Genomic DNA, 21,692 nt, shown 5'->3' with positions numbered 1-21,692 from the left:
GGGGCGGACAGGCCTTACCCGGTCCGCGCTCCGTGAATCGGTGACCATCGCTCAGTACAAAGCGCAGAGTCGGCAGTTCTGCCTTGCGAGCCCCGCCCGCAATCAGTTTCCGGCCGTTCCATGTGTGGTGCAACTCGGGAGGCGAAGGGTCGAGTCCGCCTGGCGTCCACAACTGCCAAGGATGAAAGCGGTGTTCACCGGAGGCACCCCGAGTTGCCGACTCCGGCAAGGCCGTTCAGGCTGTCGGTAGAGGAACATTTCCGAGCCTTGTACGCCTCCACCCAGGTCATCCCGGAGGGCGAGCGGTGAACAGCAGCCTCGATGAGATTCTCGACGGGCGCCGGTGGCGGCTGCGGGAGTATCCGTTCCGGCATCTCTGGGCCGAGCCGGTGTTCCGCCGCACCCGGTACGAGCAGATGGCCCTGGAGCTCCGACAGCTGCTGGCCGTCGACGGGACGGACGGCTTCCAGCGGAACATGCGCGGCTATGACGCGACCGGTCACAGCTTCCGACCAGGCTACCGTGGGGCGTTCGAGGCTTTCCTGTCCTCGGAGTTCCGCGATGCGCTGTCCCGCGTCTTCGACGTGCCGGTCACCTGCGACGTCAACGCCTCGCTGCACCACCACGAGGCCGGCGCCGCCAGCGGCCAGGTGCACAACGATCTCAACCCGGGCTGGTTCGTGGCGCGGCCGCACCCGGACGGGGTCAATCTCGCCGACTCCGGGCGGTGCAGCTACCGGTACGGCACCACGTCGGAGCCGGGCCTGGAGACCGTGGAACGGGTGCGGGCGGTGGCCGTCCTGTACTACCTGGACAACGGGCCGTGGTTTCCGGGGCGCGGCGGTGAGACCGGGCTGTACCTCGACCGGACCACCGCCGTCACCGAACCGACCGTGCTGGTGCCCCCGACGGACAACGGAATGCTCGCCTTCGAATGCACGCCCACCTCGTTCCACACCTATCTGGCGAGCACGACGCAGCGCAATTCGCTCGTTCTCTGGCTGCACCGGAGCAAGGAGGACGCCGTGACCCGGTGGACGGACCGGGAGATCGTGCGCTGGGCCAGAGCGAGTGGGCGGTGATGCCGTGATGTCCGAGCCACGGGTGTGCCTGTTCCTGGGCGCCGGGGGCCGCCTGGGCGGAGCCTTTCTGCGTTCCCTGTCGTCGCGATATCGCATCGCGGCGGTCTACCGGACCTGCCCCGCCGGGGCCGAGCGCCGGTACGAGCAGGTGGTCGACCCGCTGAACCAGGCCCCGCCGGTGCACGAGCGGCACACCACGTTCTATCCGATCGCCGCGGACCTGGCCGAGCCGGGCAGCCCCGGGCGGATCGCCGAGCTGGCACTCGCCGCGTTCGGCCGGGTGGACCTGGTCGTCAACAGCGCCGTGCTGTACGACTGGGGGCCGGGGACCTCGCTCGATTTCCTGGCGCGTCTGCCACGGCAGTTCCTGGTCAACGTGGTGCGGCCGTTGCAGGTGGTCGCCGAGCTCTACGAGAAGTCGTGGCGGGCGATCCCCGAGGACAACCGGCTGCACCGTCGAAATGTCATCAACCTGTCGTCGGTGGCCGCCTCCAGAGCCTTCCCCGGCACCGGTCAGCTCGGATACAGCGCCTGCAAGGCCGCGCTCGACATCGCGAGCCGGCACCTGGCGGCGGAACTCGCCCCCGCCGGGGTCCGGGTCAACGTGGTCGCCCCCAACACCTTTCCGCGCATCGTGAGCGTCGAACGCGTCCTGGCGGCGCTGTACGAGCTGGATGCCGGCTCCGAGACCGGGCAGGTGCGGGTCATCGACCGGGAGCCGCGGCGGGTGCGGGACGAGGAGAGCGTCCCGATCCGGCGCTGAACAGCATCAGAAGAAATCGATGGAGAACGAGGTCACGGGAGCGTCGTATGTCGAATGGCAACACTTTCTTCCAAGTACCGGTCTCTGCGCCTGCGGACGCACAGTCGATACAGAACAGCCTGACCCAGTCGGGCCAGCTGGCGAACCAGATCCAGGCGGCCGTCAAACAGGCGGGCAGCCCTGCGGTGGGGGACATCGGCGCCGCGTTCGGCAACGTGGTGCAGGCCATTGCCAAAGGCAACTCCATGCAGGAGGTGCAGAACCAGGTCAACAACCTCAAGGATTCACTGTCCAAGCACGTCGGCGTGCTCGGCACGGTGGCCGGATCGGTCATCCAGCATGTGGTGGATGTGGAGACCACGTCCGCCAATGCCATCGATCTGATCGGCAGGATCAATCTCAGTGACGGATCGAGCATCGTCTCGGCGCTGAACGCGATAGCGAGCGTGTTCGCGGCGATCGGCCGTCTCGCCGGGGACATCGGAGCCGCGGTGGTGGCGCTGGGCGGCGGCCCGGTCGGGGTGGTGATCGGGGCCACCGCCACCCTGGCGGGAACGGCGGCTCAGACGGTCACCACCGCCGCGAACACGGTGTCGAGCGTGTCGTCCAGCGATCCGGGGGGACCTGGGGAGCCCGGTGAGCCCGGTGAGCCTGGGGAGCCTGGGGAGCCTGGTGGGCCTGGTGGGCCTGGTGGGCCTGGTGGGCCTGGTGGGCCCGGTGGGCCCGGAGAGCCCGGGGAGCCCGGGGAGCCCGGGGAGCCCGGGGAGCCCGGTGAACCTGGTGAGCCCGGTGAACCTGGTGAGCCCGGGGAGCCCGGTGAGCCCGGTGAACCCGGTGGGCCCGGTGAACCTGGTGGGCCTGGAGAACCCGGTGGGCCCGGTGAACCTGGTGGGCCTGGTGGGCCTGGAGAACCCGGTGGGCCCGGTGAACTCAAGCGATTGGAGGAGTAAGGCCGGCACGCCCGTGGCCCCCGCACCGGAGCTCTGGGGCGAGGGCCATCGCGAGGGAGACCGCCACGGTGCGCCGTTGTGGCTCATACCGGGAATCGGTGGCGGCCAACGGCTGGGTGGGGGTGGTTGAGCTTGTTGGTGGGGTAGAGAAAGGCGCCGCCGCCCTCGACCCCGCCACCGTCGGCATGTTCGGCCACTCCATGGGCGGCGCCACCACCCTGCAGACCCTCCACGACGACCCCCGCGTCCAGGCCGGCGCCAGCCTCGACGGCCCCGTCTTCGGCGCCCCCGCCACCGACGGCCTGACCCGGCCCGTCCTGCTCATGAGCTCCGCCTGGGACAGCCCCGCCCGCGACGCCATGTGGGACATCCTGTGGCCCGAACTCACCGGCTGGCGACGCCAGTTGGACCTCACCGGCTCCGGGCACCTGTCCTACACCGACTTCGAGCTCCTGCTGCCCCGGGCCCGGCCCGCCATCGCCTGGACCGCCGCCGACCTCGACCACTTCCTCGGCACCGGCGACGGCCCGCACGCCATCACCGCCCAACGCGCCTATCTGACCGCCTTCTTCGACCTCCAGCTGCGCCACCGTCCAACCGTCCTGTTCGACGGCCCGTCACCGCGCTACCCCGAGATCGTCCTCCAGCGCTGAACCGGCCCGGGGCCGCCCGCCCGGACCACGGACGGGCGGCCCCGGCACACCCCGCTCAACCCCCGCGAACGGCTCGGCCCAGCGCCGCCACGTCCGCACGCAGCTGCGGCAGCGACGCGTACATCACCCCGCCCGGGCAGTCGGTGGCCAGCCAGTCCCGGTGACCGCTGATCATGTCCACCGGCCTGGTCACCCCGTTGACGGGATTGACGAACGTCGTGTGCGCCCGCGGGTCCAGCCCGTGCGCCCGGGTCAGCGCGCCCAGCAGCACCGTCAGCGAACGCCGGGCCGCCCCGGTCGGCGCCTGCCCGCTCAGCGTGCCCAGCAGCGCGATGCCCAGGTTCCCCGAGTTGAAGCCCGAGGTGTGGAACGCCGTCACCACGTTCCCGGCCGCGTCGTGTGCCGGGATGCCGTCATCGCCCGACCAGCGGCCCTCGTAGACCCGCCCGGCCTCGTCGATCAGGAAGTGGTAGCCGATGTCGCCCCAGTCCAGGGTCACCGCGTGGTACTCGTAGACCGCCCGCACACTCGCCGCCGGGTCCGGGTCGGCGTTCACGGTGTCCGTGTGGTGCACCGTCAGCGTCTGCAGCGGGTAGTACTTGACGGGGGAGTTCTCCACCCCGTCCTTGAACCGCTTCGACTCGTCCGCACCCCACGCGGCTCGCGACAGGTACTCCACCCCGCAGAACGACAGCGGACCGGCCACCGCACGGGCCTGCGCGCGCACCGGCCCGTGCGCCGTGTCGATCGCGGCGCTGCGCACCCGGGAGGCGCCGTCGGGCAGGTGCAGGTCGTAGCCGTCCGCGCCGCCGGCGGCGACCAGCGCGCCTGCGCCGGCGCTCTCGTGTCCGTCCGGGCCGCCGGCGCAGCCGGCCGGCAGCGGCTGCCACGGGCCGGTCTCGCCGGCGCGGTGGAAGCGGATCGAGGCGCCGCGGCGCGGCCCCTGCCAGCTCACGGCCGCGTAGCGGATCGGGAAGCCGGCCCGTACCCGGGTGGCGGCCGTCCCGGCCGGCGAGATGGCCCGGGTCTGCGGCACACCGCCCGCGAGCCCGCCGCCCGCGGCGCCCGGGGTCCCGGCGGCGGGGGCGGGCGCGGCGGCGGACGCGGCGGGGGTGACGGCGAGGGCGACGGCGCCGGCGCCTATCGCCCCCAGGACGGTGCGCCGGGGCAGGGCGGGCTGGGCGTGGGTCATGGGCAGTCCTGTTCTGCGCGGGCCGAAACCGGCACGCGGGAGGCCACGGCCCGCAACCGGGGACGCCGTCCCCCCGGTGACGGCCGATCAGTACCCGAATCTATCCGCGGAAACGCTACTGCGGGTTCCGCTTTTCCGGACGTTCACCGAAGTGCCCCGTCCCCCGCTCCCGGCGGGGGCGGGCGGACCGTGCCGCCTGCCCCCGGGGGCACGGTCAGTTGCAGGAGGGGCAGGGCGCGCACCGCTGGACCTGGACGTTGTCCACGACCGGTCCGGCGGCGCTGTTGGGGGTGGTGCTGGCGAACGCCAGCGTGGTGGCGGCGCTGGTCGCCACGAAGGTGAACTGGCGGGTCACGTAGCCCATGGCGGCCCGGTTGCGGCCGGCGGTGTTGAAGGTGAAGTCCTGGAAGTCCTGGCCGTCGACGAGGGCCTGGCCGGTCTTCACCGCCGGTGCCGCGTCCGGGTTGCCCGCGAGGGAGTAGGTCACGGTGTAGGCCGCCCCCGGCACCGTGGTGAAGGCCTGGGAGACGGACCCGGGGGCGGAGCCGTTGAGGTCGACGGACTGGTCGCCCTCGGCGGCCTGCCAGAATCCGGCGCCGATCAGGTCGACCGATCCGCTCGTGACCTGCCAGGGCCCGATGGTCTGCCCCGCCACGAGGTCCTGGAAGGTGTTGGCCGCCACCTTGGGGGTCTCGAAGCTGCCGTCGTCGAAGCGGCTGAGGGCGGCCAGGCGGCCGCTCGGACCGGCGGCGTGGGCCGGCAGCGCCGTCGCGGCGGTGCCGGCGGCGAGCAGGACGGCGGTGACGGCAGCGGCGCAGGCGCGCGAGGTCAGCATGGGATCCTCCCAGGTGGAAGCCGTACGAGAGCCTGAAGTCGGCTGAACAGCGCACATCCTGCGGCCTGCCGGGAGACGGGGCCAAGACCGGTGCGCCGGCGCCTCGTGGTGCGGGGCGCCACCGGTGGGCTCTCACACGCCGGTTTGGCCGCCCGCCGCCCGCCACCGGCGGCGCGGGGCCGGCGACCGAGGCCCCGAGGCGGGCGTTCTTCCGCCCGCACCACCGGGGCCCCGGTAGCGCGTCGGCGACGCGTACGCCCCGCCCGCGTCTCAAACACCCCCGGCCACGCGGACCGGGAGCCCCGGGGAGCCCCGGGAAGTCCCGGGCCGGCGACGCCTGCCGGAACGCAGCGCCGCGGCCGGGCAGTGCCACGGCCGCCTGCGCCCCGGCCACGTGGGCGCGGTGTCCTGCCGGGCCGCGCCCGGTCCGTGGCCGGGGCGGCCCGTACCCGGGCCCGGGGCCATGTCGGCGCGTTCGGTGTGTTCGGTGCGCCCGGGGGCGGGCGGCCGTGTGGCCGTCCGCCCCCGGGCCTGTCGTGGGGCGGTGTCAGAGGGTGCCGGTGAGGGCGGTGCCGGTGTGGTTGCCGGTGATCCCCTGGAGGTTGAGGGCGGTGGCGGGGTTCCAGCCGCCGTCGGCGAGGCGGGCGGTGGTCAGGACACGGTTGTCGTTGGTGACGACCGCGAACTGGACGTCCTGGTCGACGGGTGCCGCGCTGATGGAGGTGGCGGTGACCTGGCCCAGGACGCCGCTCAGGGAGCGGAAGGGCTGCCAGGTCTGGTTCGGGAACCAGATGGTGTGGTACTGGTTGGCGCCGTTGTCGGTGAGGACGGCGACGTTGACGGCGTCGCCCTGGCGGGCCATGGCGACGGAGGTCACGGGACCGGTGGCGCCGGCCTCGGAGGCCACTGCTCCCCAGCCGCTCCAGGTCCCGTCGCCGGTGCGCCGGGTGTGGTAGAGCTTCCCGTCCGCGACGGCGGCGACGTGCAGGTCGTTGCCCACGCCGGCGGCCGCGACGGTGGTGATGCCGCTCAGCGGTCCGGTGGCGCCGAAGACCGGGCCGAAGCCGGCCCAGGTCCCGTTGGCGAGGCGGACGGTGTGGAAGACCTGGCCGCCCTCGGCCACCACGACGACGTGCAGGTCGCCGCCGACGCTGGCGGTGGCCACCTGGGTGATGTCGTTGAGGTTGCCGGCGACGGTGTTGACGTCGCCGAAGGGCTGCCAGGTGCCGTCGAGGCGGTGGATGGCGTGGTGCAGGCGCCCGTCGCCGCCGAGGGTGACGATGTGGGTGTCGCCGTTGATGCCGGCCGTGGAGGCGACGCGCACGCCGCCGGTGCTGCCGGCCTTGGCCTGGACGTCCTCGAACGGGGTCCAGGAGCCGTCGTAGAGGCGGGTGGCCTGGTAGAGGCCGGTGTCGCCCTTGACCAGGGCCTGGGTCTTCCAGCCCAGCGCGGTGGCGCGGACCTGCTGCACCCAGCCGGCGACGTCGTCGGTGCGGGTGCTGGTGGCGCCGGTGCGGGTCTCGGTGGCGGGGGTGCCGAGGCAGCCGCCCTGCCAGGACAGGGACGCGACGGCCACCAGCTCCGCCCTGCCGTTGGTCTCGCGGATGGCGGGGGCGCCGGTGTCGCCCTTGCACACGGCCGCGCCGTTGACCCCGGTGGTGTCGACGGCGGTCGGCTTGACGGTGTTGAGGGTGAACAGGCCGGAGTGCAGCTTGACCGGCGCCCAGTCGGTGGTGGTGCGGCCGTAGCTGGCCACCCGCAGGCTCTCGCCGGCGGCGGGGGTGGTGGTGGCGAGGGTGAGCGGGGCTATGCCGTCGACGGGTGTGGCGAGGCGGGCCATGACCAGGTCGCGGTCCTGACGCGGTACCAGCTCGACGATGTCCGCGGTCTTCCCGGCGGTGGTGGTGAGGTCGGTGCGGCCGATGGTGGCGGTGGTCTTCCACTTCGGCGCGCCCGCGGCCAGGGCGGTGGGCTGGGCCGGGTTGTCGGCGAAGCAGGAAGCGGCGGTGATGATCCAGTTGCGGTCCACCAGCGCGCCGGTGCAGGCACGGACGTTGTTGCCGATGTCCAGGCGGGCGGTGTAGGCGTAGGCGCCGTCGGCGGCCGCGTCGCCGGTGACGGCACCGGCCGGAGCGGCGGAGAAGGTGGTCAGGGCACCGGCGCCGACGGCGGCGGCCAGCATGCCCGCCTTCCAGATGCGGGGCGAAGCCGTGCGAGACATGAGTTCAGTTCCTCTCGGGACACGAAGAGCCGGTTGGTGCCGGGCCGGTGGCCGTGTGGTCACCGGCCCGGAGGTGGTGTGTGAGGCCGGGTCAGGGGGCGGAGGGGCCGCCGTAGTAGCGGATCCAGCCCGGGCCCTGGGGGTCGACGGACCACAGGGTGCTGTTGGTGTCACGGACGAAGGTGACCAGGTGCCTGGTGACCGGGTCGGCGACGGTCTGCGGGACGGCGTCGGCGGCCAGCACGGTGCCGGCGGGGGTGCGGACGAACGGGGTCCACTGCCCGGTCTGCAGGTCGAAGGAGTACAGCTGGTTGTTCGGCCCGTTGACGTAGACCACGACGTGGTTGTCGGCCGGGTTGACGACGGCGACCGGGTCGGTGGCGGCCATCGTTCCGTGGCTGGCCCAGCCGGAGCCCAGCGGGTCGACGGACCACAGGGTGCTGTTGGTGTCGCGGACGAAGGTGGTGAAGTGCCCGTTGGCGGGGTTCACGACGGTGCTCGGGACGGCGTCGGGGGCCATCACGGTGCCGGCCGGGGTGGGGACGAACTCGACACGGCCGGCGCCGCGCTCGTCGAAGGAGTTCAGCTGGTTGTTCGGCCCGTTGACGTAGACGACGACATGCCCGTCGTTGGGGTTGATCACCGGGACGGGGTCGGTGGCGGCCAGCGCCCCGTGGTCCTTCCAGCCCTCGCCCTGCGGGTCGACGGACCACAGGTGGTGGGCGGTGTCGCGGACGTAGGTGACGAGGTGCCCGTCGGCGGGGTCGACGACGGTGCGCGGCACCGCGTCGGGCGCCAGGGCGGTACCGGAGGTGGTGAGGACGAACGGGGTCCACTGCCCGGTCCGGGTGTCGTACGAGTACAGCTTGTTGTCCGGGCCGTTGACGTAGACCACGACGTGGTTGTCGGCCGGGTTGACGACGGCGGTGGGCGAGGACGCGGCGTAGACGCCGAGGTCGGTCCAGCCCTCGTCGTTGGGGTCGACGGACCACAGGTGGTTCTTGCTGTCCTGGAGGTAGGTGACCAGGTGCCCGTCGGCGGGGTCGGCGATCGTGAACGGCGTGCCGGTGACGACCGTGCCGGACGGCGTGGTGTGGCGGGTCTTGTTGATCCACGCGCCCAGGTCGTCGGTGCGGGTGCTGGTGGCGCCGGTGCGGGTCTCGGTGGCGGGGGTGCCGAGGCAGCCGCCCTGCCAGGAGAGGGAGGCGACGGCCACCAGCTCGGCCCTGCCGTTGGTCTCGCGGATGGTGGGGGCGCCGGTGTCGCCCTTGCACACGGCCGCGCCGTTGACCCCGGTGGTGTCGACGGCGGTCGGCTTGACGGTGTTGAGGGTGAACAGGCCGGAGTGCAGCTTGACCGGCGCCCAGTCGGTGGTGGTGCGGCCGTAGCCGGCCACCCGCAGGCTCTCGCCCGTCGCCGGGGCGGTGGTGGCGAGGGCGAGCGGGGCTATGCCGTCGACCGGGGTGGCCAGGCGGGCCATGACCAGGTCACGGTCCTGACGCGGCACCAGTTCCGTCACCTCGACGGTCTTGCCGGCCCCGGTGGTGGTGAGGTCGGTGCGGCCGACGGTGGCGGTGGTCTTCCACTTCGGCGCGCCGGCCGCCAGGGCGGTGGGCTGGGCCGGGTTGTCGGCGAAGCAGGAAGCGGCGGTGATGATCCAGTACGGGTCGATCAGCGCGCCGGTGCAGGCACGGACGTTGTTGCCGATGTCCAGGCGGGCGGTGTAGGCGTAGGCGCCGTCGGCGGCGGGGGTGCCGGTGACGGCACCGGCCGGAGCGGCGGAGAAGGTGGTCAGGGCACCGGCGCCGACGGCGGCGGCCAGTATGCCCGCCCGCCAGGTGCGGGATGAGGTCTTACGAAGCATGAGTTCAGTTCCTAGAAACAGAGTGACTACGAAGTCAGATGATGAAGGAAGGATTTCGGCCAGCCGGTGACACCGCGTCCGACGACGGCGGCCGGGGCATTTCCGGGGCTCTTACCGACGCTCCGGGAAGCCGCCCACGGGGCACGTCCGGGGCCCGGGTGGCGGTGTCGCCCACGGGCACGGTACCGGCGGATACGAAGGCCGACACACTGAGCGCGGCTGCGGCCGCGGGAACTGCGGGCCCTCCCGGTCGCCGCACACCTGCGTATACGACTGTTCATCAAACATATCCCTCCGGTTCGGCTTGACGAGGGTCGGAGAGGGCGGGGGCTGGAAACGGCCGATTCCCGCCTTGTGGAAACCGGTCCGACGGGCATGGCGAAGCGAACTCTCCAGCACCTTCCTGCCCTTCCAGTCGGCCTGATCCATCAAGTCGGTAATGCCGGGCCAAAGTCTAGATCACCTGGCAAGCCCCCCAACGGATGTGAAGGAGAGTCACTTTGTCCTGGCCGGCGGTCAAAGATCCACAATCGGAGCAAGGGGGATCATCGGTCAATATCGGGCATTGCGGTGAAGTGCCTGATGCCGTCCAGGTGCCCCCCGATCGGTCAACTGGATTGGAATACAAGGACTCTGATGAGAACCCTTCTGCCTGCTAACCAGTTCCCTTTATGCTTGCCGCGCCGATACACGGCGCAGCCGCTTTGTGCGCACAGGGGGTCCTGCGAACGATCGGGATGCACGGGACCGGTGTCGAAGGAGGCAGCGGCCACCGCCACCGGCGGGGGACAGGGGGACAGCAGGCCCGGACCTCCGGCTCCGACACCCGCCCGCCAGGACCCCGGAGACCCGAGGCGCCCCGCCGCAACCACCCGCCCACCCAAGCGCGTTCGCGCAGACACCCACCCGTACCGATGTCCACCCCGCCGGAGACCACACACTCTGACGAACTGTCACCACGCCTGCCACGCCTGTGGCATGCTGGCGCCGTGGAACTGGAACGGCTGCGCCAGAGCATCTATCGAACCTTCGCCGAGACCGGGCGCCCTCCGCAGCCCGACCAACTGGTGAGGACTCTCGGGCTGAACTCATCGACCCTGCGCAACGGGCTGCGCCAACTCGCCCTCACCCGGCACCTGGTGATCGACGAGCGCGACGAGATCGTGATGGCCCACCCGTTCTCGGCGGTCCCGACGGCCTTCTCCGTCATGAGCGGCTCCACCCTGTGGTGGGGCGGCTGCGCGTGGGACGCCTTCGCGCTGCCGCACCTGGTCCGCGGCGCCTCCCCGGCCCTGGTCGCCACCACCTGTCCGGCCTGTGACCGGCCCCATGCCTGGACCGTCACCCGCGAGGCCCCGCCCGCCGGCGACCAGGTCGCCCACTTCCTCGTCCCCACCACCCGGATGTGGGACGACGTCCGGCACACCTGCGCCCACCAGCGTCTCTTCTGCTCCACCGACTGCGTCGACAGCTGGCTGGCCGCCACCGGCCGCGACCGCGGCTACGTCCTGAACCTGCCCACCTTGTGGCGTCTGGCCTCGCACTGGTACGAGGGCCGCCTCCACAGCCCGTACGTGCGCCGTGAACCCGCCGCCGCGGCCGGCTACCTGCGTTCGGTCGGGCTGACCGGTTCCTTCTGGGGTCTGTGACCCCCGCTCCCTTCGCGCCGGGGTCGTCGCCCGAACGGGCGGGGCCTGAACGCGGGGCCCGAACGGTCGGGGCCCGTGCGGTCGGGGCCCGTGCGGTCCTTGAACGGGCGGGGCCCGTGCGGGTGCCGGGGGACGGCGCCCGCACGGGCCTCGGTGGTGGCGGGCCGTTCTCAGCCGGCCGCGGGTGGTGTCACCGTGCCGCGCACTGGCCGGAGACGGGGCCGTGCACGGTGTTGGGGTGTCCGCCGTCGGTGGGGGCGGGGGTGTTGCCGGAGCAGTCGAGCGGTCCGTTCACGGTGGTGCCGGCGAGCAGGGTGGTGCCCTGGTTGAGGGCCAGGTGGGCCGGTCCGGTGACGGTGGACCACAGGACGGCGACCGGTCCGGTGCTGCCGCTGACCGAGACCGGTCCGGTGATGCGGGTGTCGCTCAGCACGACGGCGGCCGCGCCGCGGGCCGACAGCGGGCCCTCGACGGTGGAGCCGGTGGCCACCAGGGCGGCGCCGGGCTGGACGAGCACGGGGCCGGTGACGGTGGCGCCGTCCAGGCAGGTGACGCCGGAGGTGACGGCGAGCGGCTTGCTGCGGGTGCCGCGCACGGTGGTGGTGCAGACGGGCGCGGTGCCGACGGTGACGTCCTGGCGGGCGGTGATGCCGCCGACGGTGACGGTCAGCGTCGCGGTGCCCGGCCGCAGCCCGGTCAGGGTGCGGGCGGCCGGGTCGTAGGCGGCGACGGCGGTGCGCGGGGCGCCGGCGGCGGGGCCGATGTGTACGCGCTCGCCGCCCCACTGGGCGGTGACCGGCCAGGCCACCGGCACGGTGCGGTCGCCGTCCTGGGTGAGGGTCGCGGTGACGGGCGCGCTGTCGAGCAGGCCGAGCGCGGCGGGCGCCTGGAGGGCGACGGCGTCCGCTCGGGCCCTGACCTCGGCGCGCAGCCACGCGGAGGCGTCGTCGGGCACGGCGTAGGGGTCGGTGACCTTGCCGGCGGCGGGGTTGACGCCGAGCATGGTCCAGCCGGTGAAGCCGCCGCGTCCGGGTTCGGAGGCCGGGCCCTTGCCCGCGTTGCCGTTGATCAGGTAGGGCACGCCGTCGACGCTGCTCGCGTGGAAGGCCCCGACGTGGCCGGTGACCATGGCGGCGGACTTGCCGGCGGCCCGGAAGTCGCCCAGCCACTGCTCGACGAGGGCGGCCTCCTTGCGGTCGCCGAGCTGGCTGCCCTGGTCGGGCAGCGGGTCGCGGGTCGGGTGGTGCTCGAACAGCAGCAGGCCGGTGACGTCCGGGTCCTTCGCGGCGTCGTCCAGGGCCGAGCGCAGGCCGGCGACCTGGTCGAAGCCGCCGGCGCGCAGGCTGCCGAGCGAGCTGTTCAGGGTGACGAAGCGGGTGCCCTTGACGTCGAAGACCTGCTTGGTGTCGCCGAAGGCGGCCTTGAAGTTGTCGATGGTGCCGGGGCCCATCACCTCGTGGTTGCCGGGCACGTAGTGCCAGGGGATGCTGTGGCCGGTCAGCTGGTCGAACTCGTCGAGCAGGGTGCGGGCTAGGGCGAAGTCGGCCGGGGCCGCCTCGTCGACGAAGTCGCCGTCGATGACGAGGAGTTCGGGTTTGGCGGCGGCGATGTCGCGCAGGGTGCGGCGGGTGGCCTGGACGATGTCGCTGTCGGGGCTGCGGGCGATGAACTGGGCGTCCGACATGACGGCCACCCGCAGCGGGCTGTGGTCCACGGTGCCGCTGGTGAGCACGACCGGGTCGGTGACGTACGGGCGCGCGGGCAGCTCGACGTCGGGGGCGACCTTGACACGCAGGTCGGACAGGGTGAGGGCGCCGGTGTAGGAGCGGGCGGCGCCGGTCTCCATCAGGCGGAAGCGCTGGAAGGTCAGCGGGTACTGCACGCCCGCCGGGACGGGGAACTCGACCTTTCGCCAGCCGGTCCAGGTGACCATCGGGGCGTCCAGGTTGGCGGTGACGCCGGCGGCGGTGCGGTACTGGATGCGCGGCCAGGCGCCGTTGCCGTCGCCCTCGATCCACATCGTGAGCGAGCGCGGCTGGCCGGGCAGGGTGATGCCCTGCGGGGCGATGGCGTACTGGCCGCGGGTGCCGGTGGACTGGGTGAAGTCGTAGGTCATCCGCAGGCCGGCGGTGCCGTCGTGGCCCAGGACCGGGGCGACGCCGCCGCCGGGGGCGCGGTCGTTGCCGGAGGTCCAGGCGGCGGCGTCGGAGAAGTCGGCGAACGGCTTCTCGGCCATGCCGACGGTGACGGCGACGGCGGTCTCCAGGCCGGCGGCGGTCAGTTTGAGCGTGGCCGACCTCCCGTCGGCGAGCGCCTTGAGGGTGAGCGTGCCGTCGGGCGCGGGGGTGGCCTCGACGACGCCCTCGCCGCCGGTGACGGTCAGGTCCGCGGCCTCGACGGGCGCCTCGTGGCCCTGGGCGTCGAAGCCGGTGACCGCGACGGAGGCGGTGGCGCCGGGGGCCTCCAGGGCGACCGGGTCGGTGCCGGCGGTGATCCGCACCGGGGTGCCGAGCACGGTCAGCGCCAGGGCGGCCGGCTCGGCGCCGTCGGCGCTCGCGGTGACGGTCACCGGACCGCAGGCGCGGCCGGTGACCACCGCGTCGGTGCCCCGGCCGTCGACGGCGGCCCTGGCGCCGTCGGGGGTGGACCACCGCACGGCGGGCGCCGCGCCGGTGACGGGGCCGTAGGTCTCGTCGTGGGGCAGGGCGCGCACCGTGCGGTGCAGGCCGGGGAAGACCCGGGTGGCGGTGGACACGGCCTCGGCCGGGCGCAGCCGCAGGCCGCGGGCCTGCCCGGAGCCGGGGGCGCTGAACAGGCCGAGCCCGTTGGCCACCGCCCGCTCCCCGCCGTTGTCGGAGGGGCTGCTGACGGTGCCGGCCCGCTCGGTGCCGGGCAGGCGGGCGGCCATCGCGGCCGAGCCGCCGCCGTCCATGTTGAGCGCGTTGTGGGCGCCCATGTCCCGCATCAGCACGGCGAGGTCGGGCAGGCTGATGCCCGGGCTGTCGGCCTGGCGGCCGTCGACGGTGACCAGGTACATGCGCTTGTTGTCGGCGGAGAAGCCGACCGCGGTGCGGGCGTTGAGCTCGTTGCCGTCGTTGTCGCCGGGGCGGCGGGCGACGCCGTCGGCCACCAGCACCTGGTAGCCGCCGATGGCGACGGCGACCTCGCCGAAGGAGGCGCGCGGGCGGTAGCCGACGTCGACCCGGTCGCCGGGCCTCAGGTCGCGCAGCGCCCGGGCGCCGGCCTCGCGGCCCACCAGGACGGTGGCGCCCTCGGGCACCGCGGCGCCCACGTGGTCGCGGACCTCGGTGACCTTGCCCTCGCGCAGTTCCACCTCGGCGACCTCGCCGGAGCCGCCGGTGGAGTTCGCGCGCGAGGCGTTGCCCCAGGCGGGGGTGAACAGGCCGACGCCGTCGGCGGGCAGGCCGTAGGTGTTGACGCCGGCCAGCGTCACCTCGCGGCCGCCGGGCAGGTTCGCGTGGCCCGCCAGGAACACCTCGGCCATCCGGGCCAGGCCGTCGGTGCCGACGGTGACGGCCTGGTTCCAGCCCTCGACGGGTGCGTGGATCAGGCCGCCCTCGCGTGAGACGCCGACGCCCAGCGGCGCCTCGGAGGCGTTCATGTCGAAGTAGTCGCCGTTGATCGCGGCGACCGCGCCGGCGTTCCTGGCCATCTCGGTCACGCCCTGGCGGGTCGTCACCTTGCCGGAGGACAGGTAGTCCACGCTCAGGCCCTGGGTGGTGAGGTCGGCGACCAGCACCTTGCCGCGGATCCAGCCGCCGGCCCCGAGCCGGTCGAAGGAGGTCATGGTCAGGCCCGGCGCGACCGGGGTGACCTCGCGCCGGGTGACGACGGACTCGCCCGGCCGGTCCAGGACCAGTTCCGGGGTGCCCGCCGAGACGGCGGGCGCCGCGTGCGCGGTGGCGGGGACGAGCGCGGGCAGGCCCGCGACCAGGAGCGCGCCCAGCGCGAGCACGGCGGCGGGACGGCGGGACCGGGGCGTGCCGGTGACGGGGGGTGGCATCGGGGGGTTCAGCTCCTCGGACGGTTGCGGGTGCGGCGGCCGCCGGGCACGCGCGCAGGGCGCACCCGGTGGCCGCCGCGAACGGCGGGGCCCGGGTCCATGATCACCGGGCCGACCGAAGCCAATCGCCCACGAAAGACCTCCGCGCCACCGGACGGTGAACCCTCGCGTTCACCCCCGCGAACAAAGCCCCCGGACCCCGCGCCAACGGGCCGCAGCCGGCGCGTATGTGTTCCGGAACGCCTGCTCGCCGGCGGGCGGTTGGTCGAGTTCTCGGAGTGGGAGACCTCCGAGCGGACCGAGATCGTGGGCGACATCGCGTCGCGCTTCGGCGAGTACCGTAAGGCCGGCGTTCTGGACGGCGAGCCGTTCGAGGGTGGCGGGACCAAGACCATCCAGTTCGTCCGCACCCCGGAGGGCTGGCGGATCGCGGCGTTCTCCTGGTACGACCAGCCCTGAGCGCAGCAGCCCGTGGGGCCTCACTGTTCTAGTTTCGACGGGGGCGAACGCGGTCCGGGTGATCGCTCGCAGCCCCTCGATCCCCAGGCCCGTCGCTGCCGGGGCTGTCGAAGCCGCCGTGTGGCGGGCTCTCTCGCTGTCCATGTCTGTCTGTGTCCGTTCCTCTTGCGTTCCGGCACGAGGGGGGTGGGGCCCGGCCCGTTCAAGGTGCCCGCACCTACGGGCAGGGCCCCGTCTGGTGTGCCGCCCGGTTGTGACGGACGGCTGGTTGCCGCTGGTGCCGGCGCGGTACGGCGCCCGCGCTCGCGGGGGTGTGGCCCCCAGGGGTGCCACAGCGCTCTTCCACGACCCGGCCGGTGACGAGCGGGGGTTGGTACCCGGTGGCCCGCGTGAGCACCAGCGGGCCACCGGGGGTCTGTCCGCGGCGGCGGGGCCGCCGGGCCGGAGCCGGACCGTATGCGGAGGCCTTCGCGGCCTCCCGCATGTCCCGCATGTCGGCACGGTGTGGACCGATCAGCTCATCGACCTTGACCTTCACGAACTTCTCCACCAGGCCCACCAGGTCCACCAGGCCCACCAGGTCCACCAGGCCCACCAGGCCCACCAGGCCCGCCAGGTCCTCAGGGGCCGGCATCAGGTCGGCCGTGTCCTCCTCCTGGCGCATCCGGTTGAACGCGCGCTTCTCACGCCGGTCGAACACCCGCGCGGTGTACCGGCCCCGGGCTGCGGCCGGTACACGGGCCGCTCTCGGCCGGCCGGCGACCCCGCTCACACGGCGGCCACCGGGCGGCGCAGCGCCGCCCGCCGGTGGACGCCCGCACCTGTGGCGGCGGCCGCGGGCCGGCCACCCGCCGGTGGGCGTCGGGCGCGAGGATCCGCGGCCCGGGCCCGGTGCCGACCGATGTCGCCGCGGCCCCCGTACCGGTGGGAAACGGGTCCTCCAGTTCCAGGGTGAACCAGACCGTTTGCCTCCGCCGACCAGCTGCTTCCAGCCGAAGTCGGTGGCCAGTGCCTTCACCAGGGCCAGGCCGCGCCCGCCGGAGTCGATGTCAGCCGTCTGTCGGACCTGCGGTGTTCCGTTGCCGGGGTCGGTCACCGAGGCCCGGAGCGCGCCGGTGTCGCCGGCCTCCACCTTGATCGGCAGGTCGTCGATGCCTTTCCCGTGGGACAGCGCGTTGGTGACCAGCTCGGAGGTGAGCGGCGCGACGTCATCGGCCTCTGACGGTCCCCGCTCCCGGTTCAACGGTCACGGTCTGGCGCAAGAGGTGCGCCGGAGTGTGCCTGTTGCCATGATGTGCCTGTCCCGTGTACGCCCGCGTGCACGGGACGGTGCCTTCTGTCGGCGCCATGTAGTTCTGAAACCGCCAGTTGTGATCACGGCGGGCCTGGGTGTCCACCGGGGGCGTCCGGCGATGCCGGGCTGATGCCGAGTCGGGGAGGGATCTGGGTGTCGTTCTCATCGAGGGTCTACTCGACGGGGTTCGGGTCGGTGGTCCCGCCAACGTGGAGTTCTTCCGGGCGAAGTTCAGGCAGGTTGCGGCCGAGGTCATGAGTGTCGACGCATCGCTTCGCTTCATTTCCGACCAGAGGGGCAGGTTCAAGGCATGATCCACGTCAGTAACGCCGCTGCGGCCGGGCTGGAGTTCAAGAAGTCCAGCTACAGCGGCAACAACGTCGACTGCGTCGAGTTCGCTACTCCCGGCGAAGCGGTCTCGTGCGTGCGTGACTCGAAGGACCCCGGGGGTCCGGCGCTGGTTCTCACCGCCGGGGCCCGTGCGGCTTTCATCACGGCTGTTGCCGCGGGCGAGTTCGGCTTCGGTCTCGTCTGACGGTCCCCGCCCCCGGCTCAACGGCCGCGGTCCGGCGCAAGAGGGGTGCGCCGGACCGTACTTGGGGCTGGTCCACTGTTCACGGCCGCGGTCGATCCGCAGGACCAGCAGCATGCCGAGCCCCCTCTTGGGTGACCATGGCCGAGACCTCCCGACGGGTGTGCTGCTGGTCCTGGCCGACGTCCTCCTCGGCCGCCCGCGCAGCCCCGGGCACGGTGCGGGCCGGTGCGGTGACCGACCGGAACCCTGCGGCGGGGTTTCCGCCGCCGTGTTCTCCCGCGCCGTCCGTGGTCATTTCCCGCCGGTGCGCGGCGCCGCCTTCGTGTGGTGGACCAGGAGCCGGGTCGGCAGCTCGGTCAGCCGGCCGCGTTCGGCCGGGCTCAGGGGGCACGTCGTCCTGTGCCTCGTTGAACGCGCAGCAGACTCCTCTGGCGCGCTGCCACTTCATCGTGAGAGAGCCCGGTGGGTGCGGGAAGGCGCAAAAAACTATTGCCGATCACACGGTTACGCCGATTATAGTTCGCTGGCACGTGTGATCCCTGTAGGATTCGGGTCTCGGTGGCAGTGGTGCATTCGAGCGGGGAGAATGTGAGCGAGGCGCTGGACCGAGTGCGGGGGATTCCGGGGGAGCCCGCGCACGTTCCGGCCCGTCCGCCGTGGGGGCCGGCGCCGACAGGCCGATAGCTGCGCAGCGGGAGCTGGTCCGGGTGCATGAAGCAGGTCTCATGGACAAGGCCGGCCTCTATCGCTGGAGCCCCAGGGTGAACAGCTGGACGATGGTGAAGAGGAAGTGAGTGCCATTCCCGCCGAACTCAATGTGACCGACCGGCGTCAGTTCAGCCTCGTCGACTACCGGCACGGCCACACCTGCGCCGTGATCCGCGGATTTCCGGAATTGGACGACGACACTCCCGGGGGTTCTCCGGTGCGGGTTCTCGACCTGTTCTTCGCGGGTGTCGAGCGCATCTCGTGCTGGAAGGACATGGGTCCGATCCACGTCCGCCGCGCTGACGACCGTGAACGGGCCGACCTCGAACACCGAATCGGAGAGATCGGGCCGAGCGGCGACGTCTTCCTCCTGGAGCCAGGTTCCGTCGAGAGCTACGTCATCGCGATGCGGCTCTACTGGGCCGAGTTCGATCTGCCCTACGGGGCGGTCAGTCCGCTCGCTTCCGGTGATCCGGAATACCGGTTGTCCCACCCCGCCGTCGACGGCGTGATCAAGCAGTCGGACTGACCCGCAGTGCCTGTGGTGCTCCCTCCGGAGACTCCCGGAGGGAGCACCATTCGTTCCCTTCCCCGACCGGACGCTGACGCCGGATCAGGTGTTCGCCCCCCGACGTAGGCACGAAGCCGACCGCCTGATCAAGCGCCCCGACTCGAAGTACTCCCTCCGAACCAGGGGGCAGGTGCGTTGGCCCACTCGGAAGGCATCAGCGAAGATCCTCCCCCTGCGCTCGGGCGACATCGCGCATACGGGGCGGCGGTGTCCCGGAATGGACAATCAGTGAGAACGGCCGTCCCGGGGCGGCCGGTCCGTTGACCCGTCACACGATTTCGATGTCCTTGACCTTCGGCGGACGGTTCGGGAAGGAGATGTCGGTCCACCGTGTGATCTTCACCGAATCGCCGTTGTCGTCGTAGTAGATCAAGTCGTTGTTCCCCGTGGAGATCCTGTCGACCCACCACCCGCCGAAGGAGGTCCTTCCGCCGTTCGCGTAGCAGTCCACGCTCTGACGGCCGCCGTCGTGCGACCAGATCTTCAGGAAGTCCTCCCCGCCTCGGCACTCGACATGGTCGATGGCGAAAGCGTTGCCGGTCGGCACGGTCAGGGTGAACGCGGCGGCCGCGGCGAACGCCACGGCCATGGAACGCGCGACCTTCTTCGTTTTTGAGATCACAAGTTCTCCTTGATTCGAATGCCGAACGGGGAGGTCACTTCGCAACCGGCGTGGGCGGCGTCGTGTTGAAAAGCATCTCAATGACCGCTGCAGTGCGGCCATCACGTCTCGTTTCGTGCTTACACCAACGACGATCCTGTAGGGCTGCTGTGCACGGCAATCCGCTTGCGGTCCCCGGCTGAAATTCGCCCCAGAATGTCCGGATCAGTGCTGATTGGGGGAGTTGGCATGATTCGAGCATGATTGCCGGTGACCGTGACTGCCGCCGTTGTGCGGCGCCGGACGACGCGATCAGCGAGGCCGCCCGGGCGCCGGCACCCGGGTGGAGACCCGGGCGCGGGCAGGTGGAGGAACGGGTGGAGACCCGGGCGCGGGCAGTCCACCCACGGGTCCAAGCCACCGCTCCGCCCACCCCCTACCGTCCGAACCATGCCCCAACTCACCCACCGTACAAGGCCGTTCCGCCCCCGCGCCGCGACCGCGGCCGCCGCGACCGCCGCCGCCCTGCTGCTCGCCCCCACCTGCGCCCCGCCCGCCGCCGCGGCCACCGCGCCCGCCCGTACCGCGCCCGCCCGCACCGCGCCCGCCCGTACCGCGCCCGCCCGTACCGCGCTCGCCTGGGGCGCCTGCCCCGCGCCCACCCCCAACGCCAACGGCACCGTCACCCCCAGGGACCCGCGCCAGCAGTGCGCGAGCCTGCGCGTGCCGCGCGACTACCGCCACCCCGAAGCCGGCTCCATCACCCTGGAGATCTCCCGCATCCGCACCGCCACCCCCGCCCACCGCCACGGCGACCTCCTGGTGGTCCCCGGCGGCCCCGGCGGCTCCGGCCTCGACCACCCCAGCCGGATGGCCACCCAGCTGCCACCCGCCGTCCTCGACCACGACGACCTGATCGGCCTCGACGAACGCGGCATCGGCAACAGCGCCCCCGTCGCCTGCGGCCTGCCGCCCGCCGACCGCTCGGCCGCCCTCGCCTACCCCTTCCCCGCCCCGGACGGCACCATCACCGCCAACCTCGCCCACGCCCACCGCGTCGCCGACAGCTGCGCCGCCCGCACCGGCGGCTACCTCGCCGACATCACCACCGCCAACTCCGCCCGCGACCTCGACCGCGTCCGCGCCGCCCTCGGCGACCCCCGGATCTCCTACCTCGGCACCTCCTACGGCACCTACCTCGGCGAGGTCTACGCCACCCTCTTCCCCGCCCGCACCGACCGCGTCGTCCTGGACAGCGTCGTCGCCCCCGGCGGCGAACGGCAGGCCCTCGGCCTGCTCGGCCAGGGCGCCGAGGACGCCTTCCCCGATCTCGCCGCCTGGCTGGCCGCCCACGACAGCACCCTCCACCTGGGCGCCGACCCGGCCGCCGTCCGCGCCACCTACGACCGCCTCACCGCCCGACTCGACACCACCCCCCTCGTCCTGGGCGACGGACGCGTCCTCACCGGCAACGCCCTGCGCACCGTCACCTACGCCACCCTCGTCTCACCCGCCTACTACCCGACCGCCGCCGCCGTCTGGCAACGCGCCGCCACCACCCCGCCCACCACCCCGGCCGCCTATTACCCGACCGCCGCCGCCGTCTGGCAACGCGCCGCCACCACCCCGCCCACCACCCCGGCCGCCTATTACCCGACCGCCGCCGCCGTCTGGCAACGCGCCGCCGCCACCCCGCCCGCCGCCCCGGCCGCCACCCCGCCCACCACCCCGGCCGCCGCCATGTCGGCCGCTGCCGACGGCCCGGCCGGCCCGCTGCCCGGCGTCGTCCCCGACAACTTCATCGCGGCCCAGGACGCCGTCCTGTGCGGCGACACCCCCTGGCCCCGCGACAGCGCCTACTACGCCGCCCGCACCGCCGCCGACCGCATCCGCCACCCGCTCACCAACGGCATGCCCGGCAACGTCTGGCCCTGCGCCTTCTGGCACTACCGCCCCGCCGAACCCCCGGTCCGCATCACCGGCGCCGGCCCCCGCAACATCCTTCTCCTGCAGGACCTGCGCGACCCCGACACCCCCCTCACCGGCGCCCGCCGGACCCGGCGCGCCCTCGGCCACCGGGCCGCCCTGCTCACCGTCGACGCCGCCGGCCACGGCGTCGACTTCGCCGACCCGCGCGTCCGCGACCCGCTGACCGCCTTCCTCCTCACCGGCCGGCTCCCCGGCTGACCCCGACCCGGCTGACCCCCGACCTGCCGTCCGCCCGCCGTCCGGGACACCGCCGCGCCGCCCCGGCGCCCACGTCCCGCGCGCCCCACGTCCCGGGCCCCGTC

At 73.0% G+C, this 21,692-nt stretch carries 15 protein-coding genes and 2 pseudogenes; 9 read left to right on the top strand and 8 right to left on the bottom strand.

The window, feature by feature from the left end:
* Positions 1–305 precede the first annotated feature (305 nt).
* The 4 genes from AB0P06_RS08670 to AB0P06_RS08655 all read left to right on the top strand — a co-directional run bounded on the left by AB0P06_RS08670 (position 306) and on the right by AB0P06_RS08655 (position 3,448).
* Positions 306–1,082, top strand: a complete 777-nt coding sequence (locus AB0P06_RS08670) for a 2OG-Fe(II) oxygenase (protein ID WP_363606131.1) — start codon at positions 306–308, stop codon at positions 1,080–1,082.
* A gap of 7 nt (positions 1,083–1,089) precedes the next feature.
* On the top strand, positions 1,090–1,845 hold the full coding sequence (locus tag AB0P06_RS08665; protein WP_363606130.1) for an SDR family oxidoreductase: 756 nt from the start codon (positions 1,090–1,092) through the stop codon (positions 1,843–1,845).
* Between the two features lie 47 nt (positions 1,846–1,892).
* Entirely contained in the window at positions 1,893–2,795 is a 903-nt protein-coding gene (locus tag AB0P06_RS08660) for a hypothetical protein (RefSeq protein ID WP_363606129.1), read from the top strand.
* 122 nt (positions 2,796–2,917) lie between these two features.
* On the top strand, positions 2,918–3,448 hold the full coding sequence (locus AB0P06_RS08655) for a hypothetical protein (RefSeq protein WP_363606127.1): 531 nt from the start codon (positions 2,918–2,920) through the stop codon (positions 3,446–3,448).
* Positions 3,449–3,503: 55 nt separating this feature from the next.
* On the opposite strand, the gene AB0P06_RS08650 is transcribed toward AB0P06_RS08655, so the two are convergent.
* From AB0P06_RS08650 to AB0P06_RS08635, 4 genes are all read right to left on the bottom strand, one after another.
* Entirely contained in the window at positions 3,504–4,640 is a 1,137-nt protein-coding gene (locus tag AB0P06_RS08650; RefSeq protein WP_363606125.1) for a peptidoglycan recognition family protein, read from the bottom strand.
* 214 nt (positions 4,641–4,854) lie between these two features.
* Positions 4,855–5,475: a choice-of-anchor C family protein gene (locus AB0P06_RS08645; protein ID WP_363606123.1), complete on the bottom strand. Its 621-nt coding sequence runs from the start codon at positions 5,473–5,475 to the stop codon at positions 4,855–4,857.
* A gap of 547 nt (positions 5,476–6,022) precedes the next feature.
* On the bottom strand, positions 6,023–7,696 hold the full coding sequence (locus tag AB0P06_RS08640; protein WP_363606121.1) for a trypsin-like serine protease: 1,674 nt from the start codon (positions 7,694–7,696) through the stop codon (positions 6,023–6,025).
* A gap of 91 nt (positions 7,697–7,787) precedes the next feature.
* Positions 7,788–9,560 (bottom strand): trypsin-like serine protease, encoded by a 1,773-nt coding sequence (locus AB0P06_RS08635; protein ID WP_363606119.1) that lies wholly within the window; start codon positions 9,558–9,560, stop codon positions 7,788–7,790.
* Between the two features lie 989 nt (positions 9,561–10,549).
* Here AB0P06_RS08635 and merB point away from each other — a divergent pair.
* Entirely contained in the window at positions 10,550–11,209 is a 660-nt protein-coding gene (gene merB, locus AB0P06_RS08630; RefSeq protein ID WP_363606118.1) for an organomercurial lyase, read from the top strand.
* 190 nt (positions 11,210–11,399) lie between these two features.
* On the opposite strand, the gene AB0P06_RS08625 is transcribed toward merB, so the two are convergent.
* Positions 11,400–15,233, bottom strand: a complete 3,834-nt coding sequence (locus AB0P06_RS08625; protein ID WP_363606117.1) for a phosphodiester glycosidase family protein — start codon at positions 15,231–15,233, stop codon at positions 11,400–11,402.
* Positions 15,234–15,470: 237 nt separating this feature from the next.
* On the opposite strand from AB0P06_RS08625, the pseudogene AB0P06_RS08620 reads away from it, so the two are divergent.
* Positions 15,471–15,692 (top strand): annotated as a pseudogene (locus tag AB0P06_RS08620) (DUF4440 domain-containing protein); the annotation flags it as partial.
* A gap of 217 nt (positions 15,693–15,909) precedes the next feature.
* On the opposite strand, the gene AB0P06_RS08615 reads toward AB0P06_RS08620, so the two are convergent.
* Together AB0P06_RS08615 and AB0P06_RS08610 are read right to left on the bottom strand one after the other, a co-directional pair.
* A complete protein-coding gene (locus AB0P06_RS08615) occupies positions 15,910–16,392 on the bottom strand; it encodes a hypothetical protein (protein ID WP_363606328.1) in 483 nt (160 codons plus the stop codon).
* A 282-nt stretch (positions 16,393–16,674) separates the two neighbouring features.
* Positions 16,675–16,935: pseudogene (locus AB0P06_RS08610) on the bottom strand (ATP-binding protein); the annotation flags it as partial.
* Between the two features lie 361 nt (positions 16,936–17,296).
* Between AB0P06_RS08610 and AB0P06_RS08605 the strand changes: the two are divergent.
* Together AB0P06_RS08605 and AB0P06_RS08600 are read left to right on the top strand one after the other, a co-directional pair.
* Positions 17,297–17,521: a DUF397 domain-containing protein gene (locus tag AB0P06_RS08605; RefSeq protein WP_363606116.1), complete on the top strand. Its 225-nt coding sequence runs from the start codon at positions 17,297–17,299 to the stop codon at positions 17,519–17,521.
* A gap of 790 nt (positions 17,522–18,311) precedes the next feature.
* Complete coding sequence (locus AB0P06_RS08600) at positions 18,312–18,758, top strand: hypothetical protein (protein ID WP_363606114.1); 447 nt, start codon at positions 18,312–18,314, stop codon at positions 18,756–18,758.
* A gap of 310 nt (positions 18,759–19,068) precedes the next feature.
* Here the strand turns inward: AB0P06_RS08600 and AB0P06_RS08595 are convergent, their stop codons facing one another.
* The gene (locus AB0P06_RS08595) at positions 19,069–19,422 is read right to left on the bottom strand and encodes a beta/gamma crystallin domain-containing protein (RefSeq protein ID WP_363606113.1); all 354 of its coding nucleotides are present in this window, start codon (positions 19,420–19,422) and stop codon (positions 19,069–19,071) included.
* 429 nt (positions 19,423–19,851) lie between these two features.
* Here AB0P06_RS08595 and AB0P06_RS08590 point away from each other — a divergent pair, with 429 nt between their 5' ends.
* On the top strand, positions 19,852–21,588 hold the full coding sequence (locus AB0P06_RS08590) for an alpha/beta hydrolase (RefSeq protein WP_363606111.1): 1,737 nt from the start codon (positions 19,852–19,854) through the stop codon (positions 21,586–21,588).
* The last annotated feature ends 104 nt before the right edge of the window (positions 21,589–21,692 follow it).

It is taken from the genome of Kitasatospora sp. NPDC088351 (assembly GCF_040685575.1).
Lineage (GTDB): Bacteria > Actinomycetota > Actinomycetes > Streptomycetales > Streptomycetaceae > Kitasatospora.
This window is presented reverse-complemented; position numbering and strand designations above follow the sequence as displayed.

Coding starts and splice junctions, on each gene's coding strand:
- AB0P06_RS08665 (WP_363606130.1), top strand. CDS start 1,090: ATGTCCGAGCCACGGGTGTGCCTGTTCCTGGGCGCCGGGGGCCGCCTG.
- AB0P06_RS08660 (WP_363606129.1), top strand. CDS start 1,893: ATGTCGAATGGCAACACTTTCTTCCAAGTACCGGTCTCTGCGCCTGCG.
- AB0P06_RS08650 (WP_363606125.1), bottom strand. CDS start 4,640: ATGACCCACGCCCAGCCCGCCCTGCCCCGGCGCACCGTCCTGGGGGCG.
- AB0P06_RS08645 (WP_363606123.1), bottom strand. CDS start 5,475: ATGCTGACCTCGCGCGCCTGCGCCGCTGCCGTCACCGCCGTCCTGCTC.
- AB0P06_RS08640 (WP_363606121.1), bottom strand. CDS start 7,696: ATGTCTCGCACGGCTTCGCCCCGCATCTGGAAGGCGGGCATGCTGGCC.
- AB0P06_RS08635 (WP_363606119.1), bottom strand. CDS start 9,560: ATGCTTCGTAAGACCTCATCCCGCACCTGGCGGGCGGGCATACTGGCC.
- AB0P06_RS08625 (WP_363606117.1), bottom strand. CDS start 15,233: ATGCCACCCCCCGTCACCGGCACGCCCCGGTCCCGCCGTCCCGCCGCC.
- AB0P06_RS08605 (WP_363606116.1), top strand. CDS start 17,297: ATGATCCACGTCAGTAACGCCGCTGCGGCCGGGCTGGAGTTCAAGAAG.
- AB0P06_RS08590 (WP_363606111.1), top strand. CDS start 19,852: ATGCCCCAACTCACCCACCGTACAAGGCCGTTCCGCCCCCGCGCCGCG.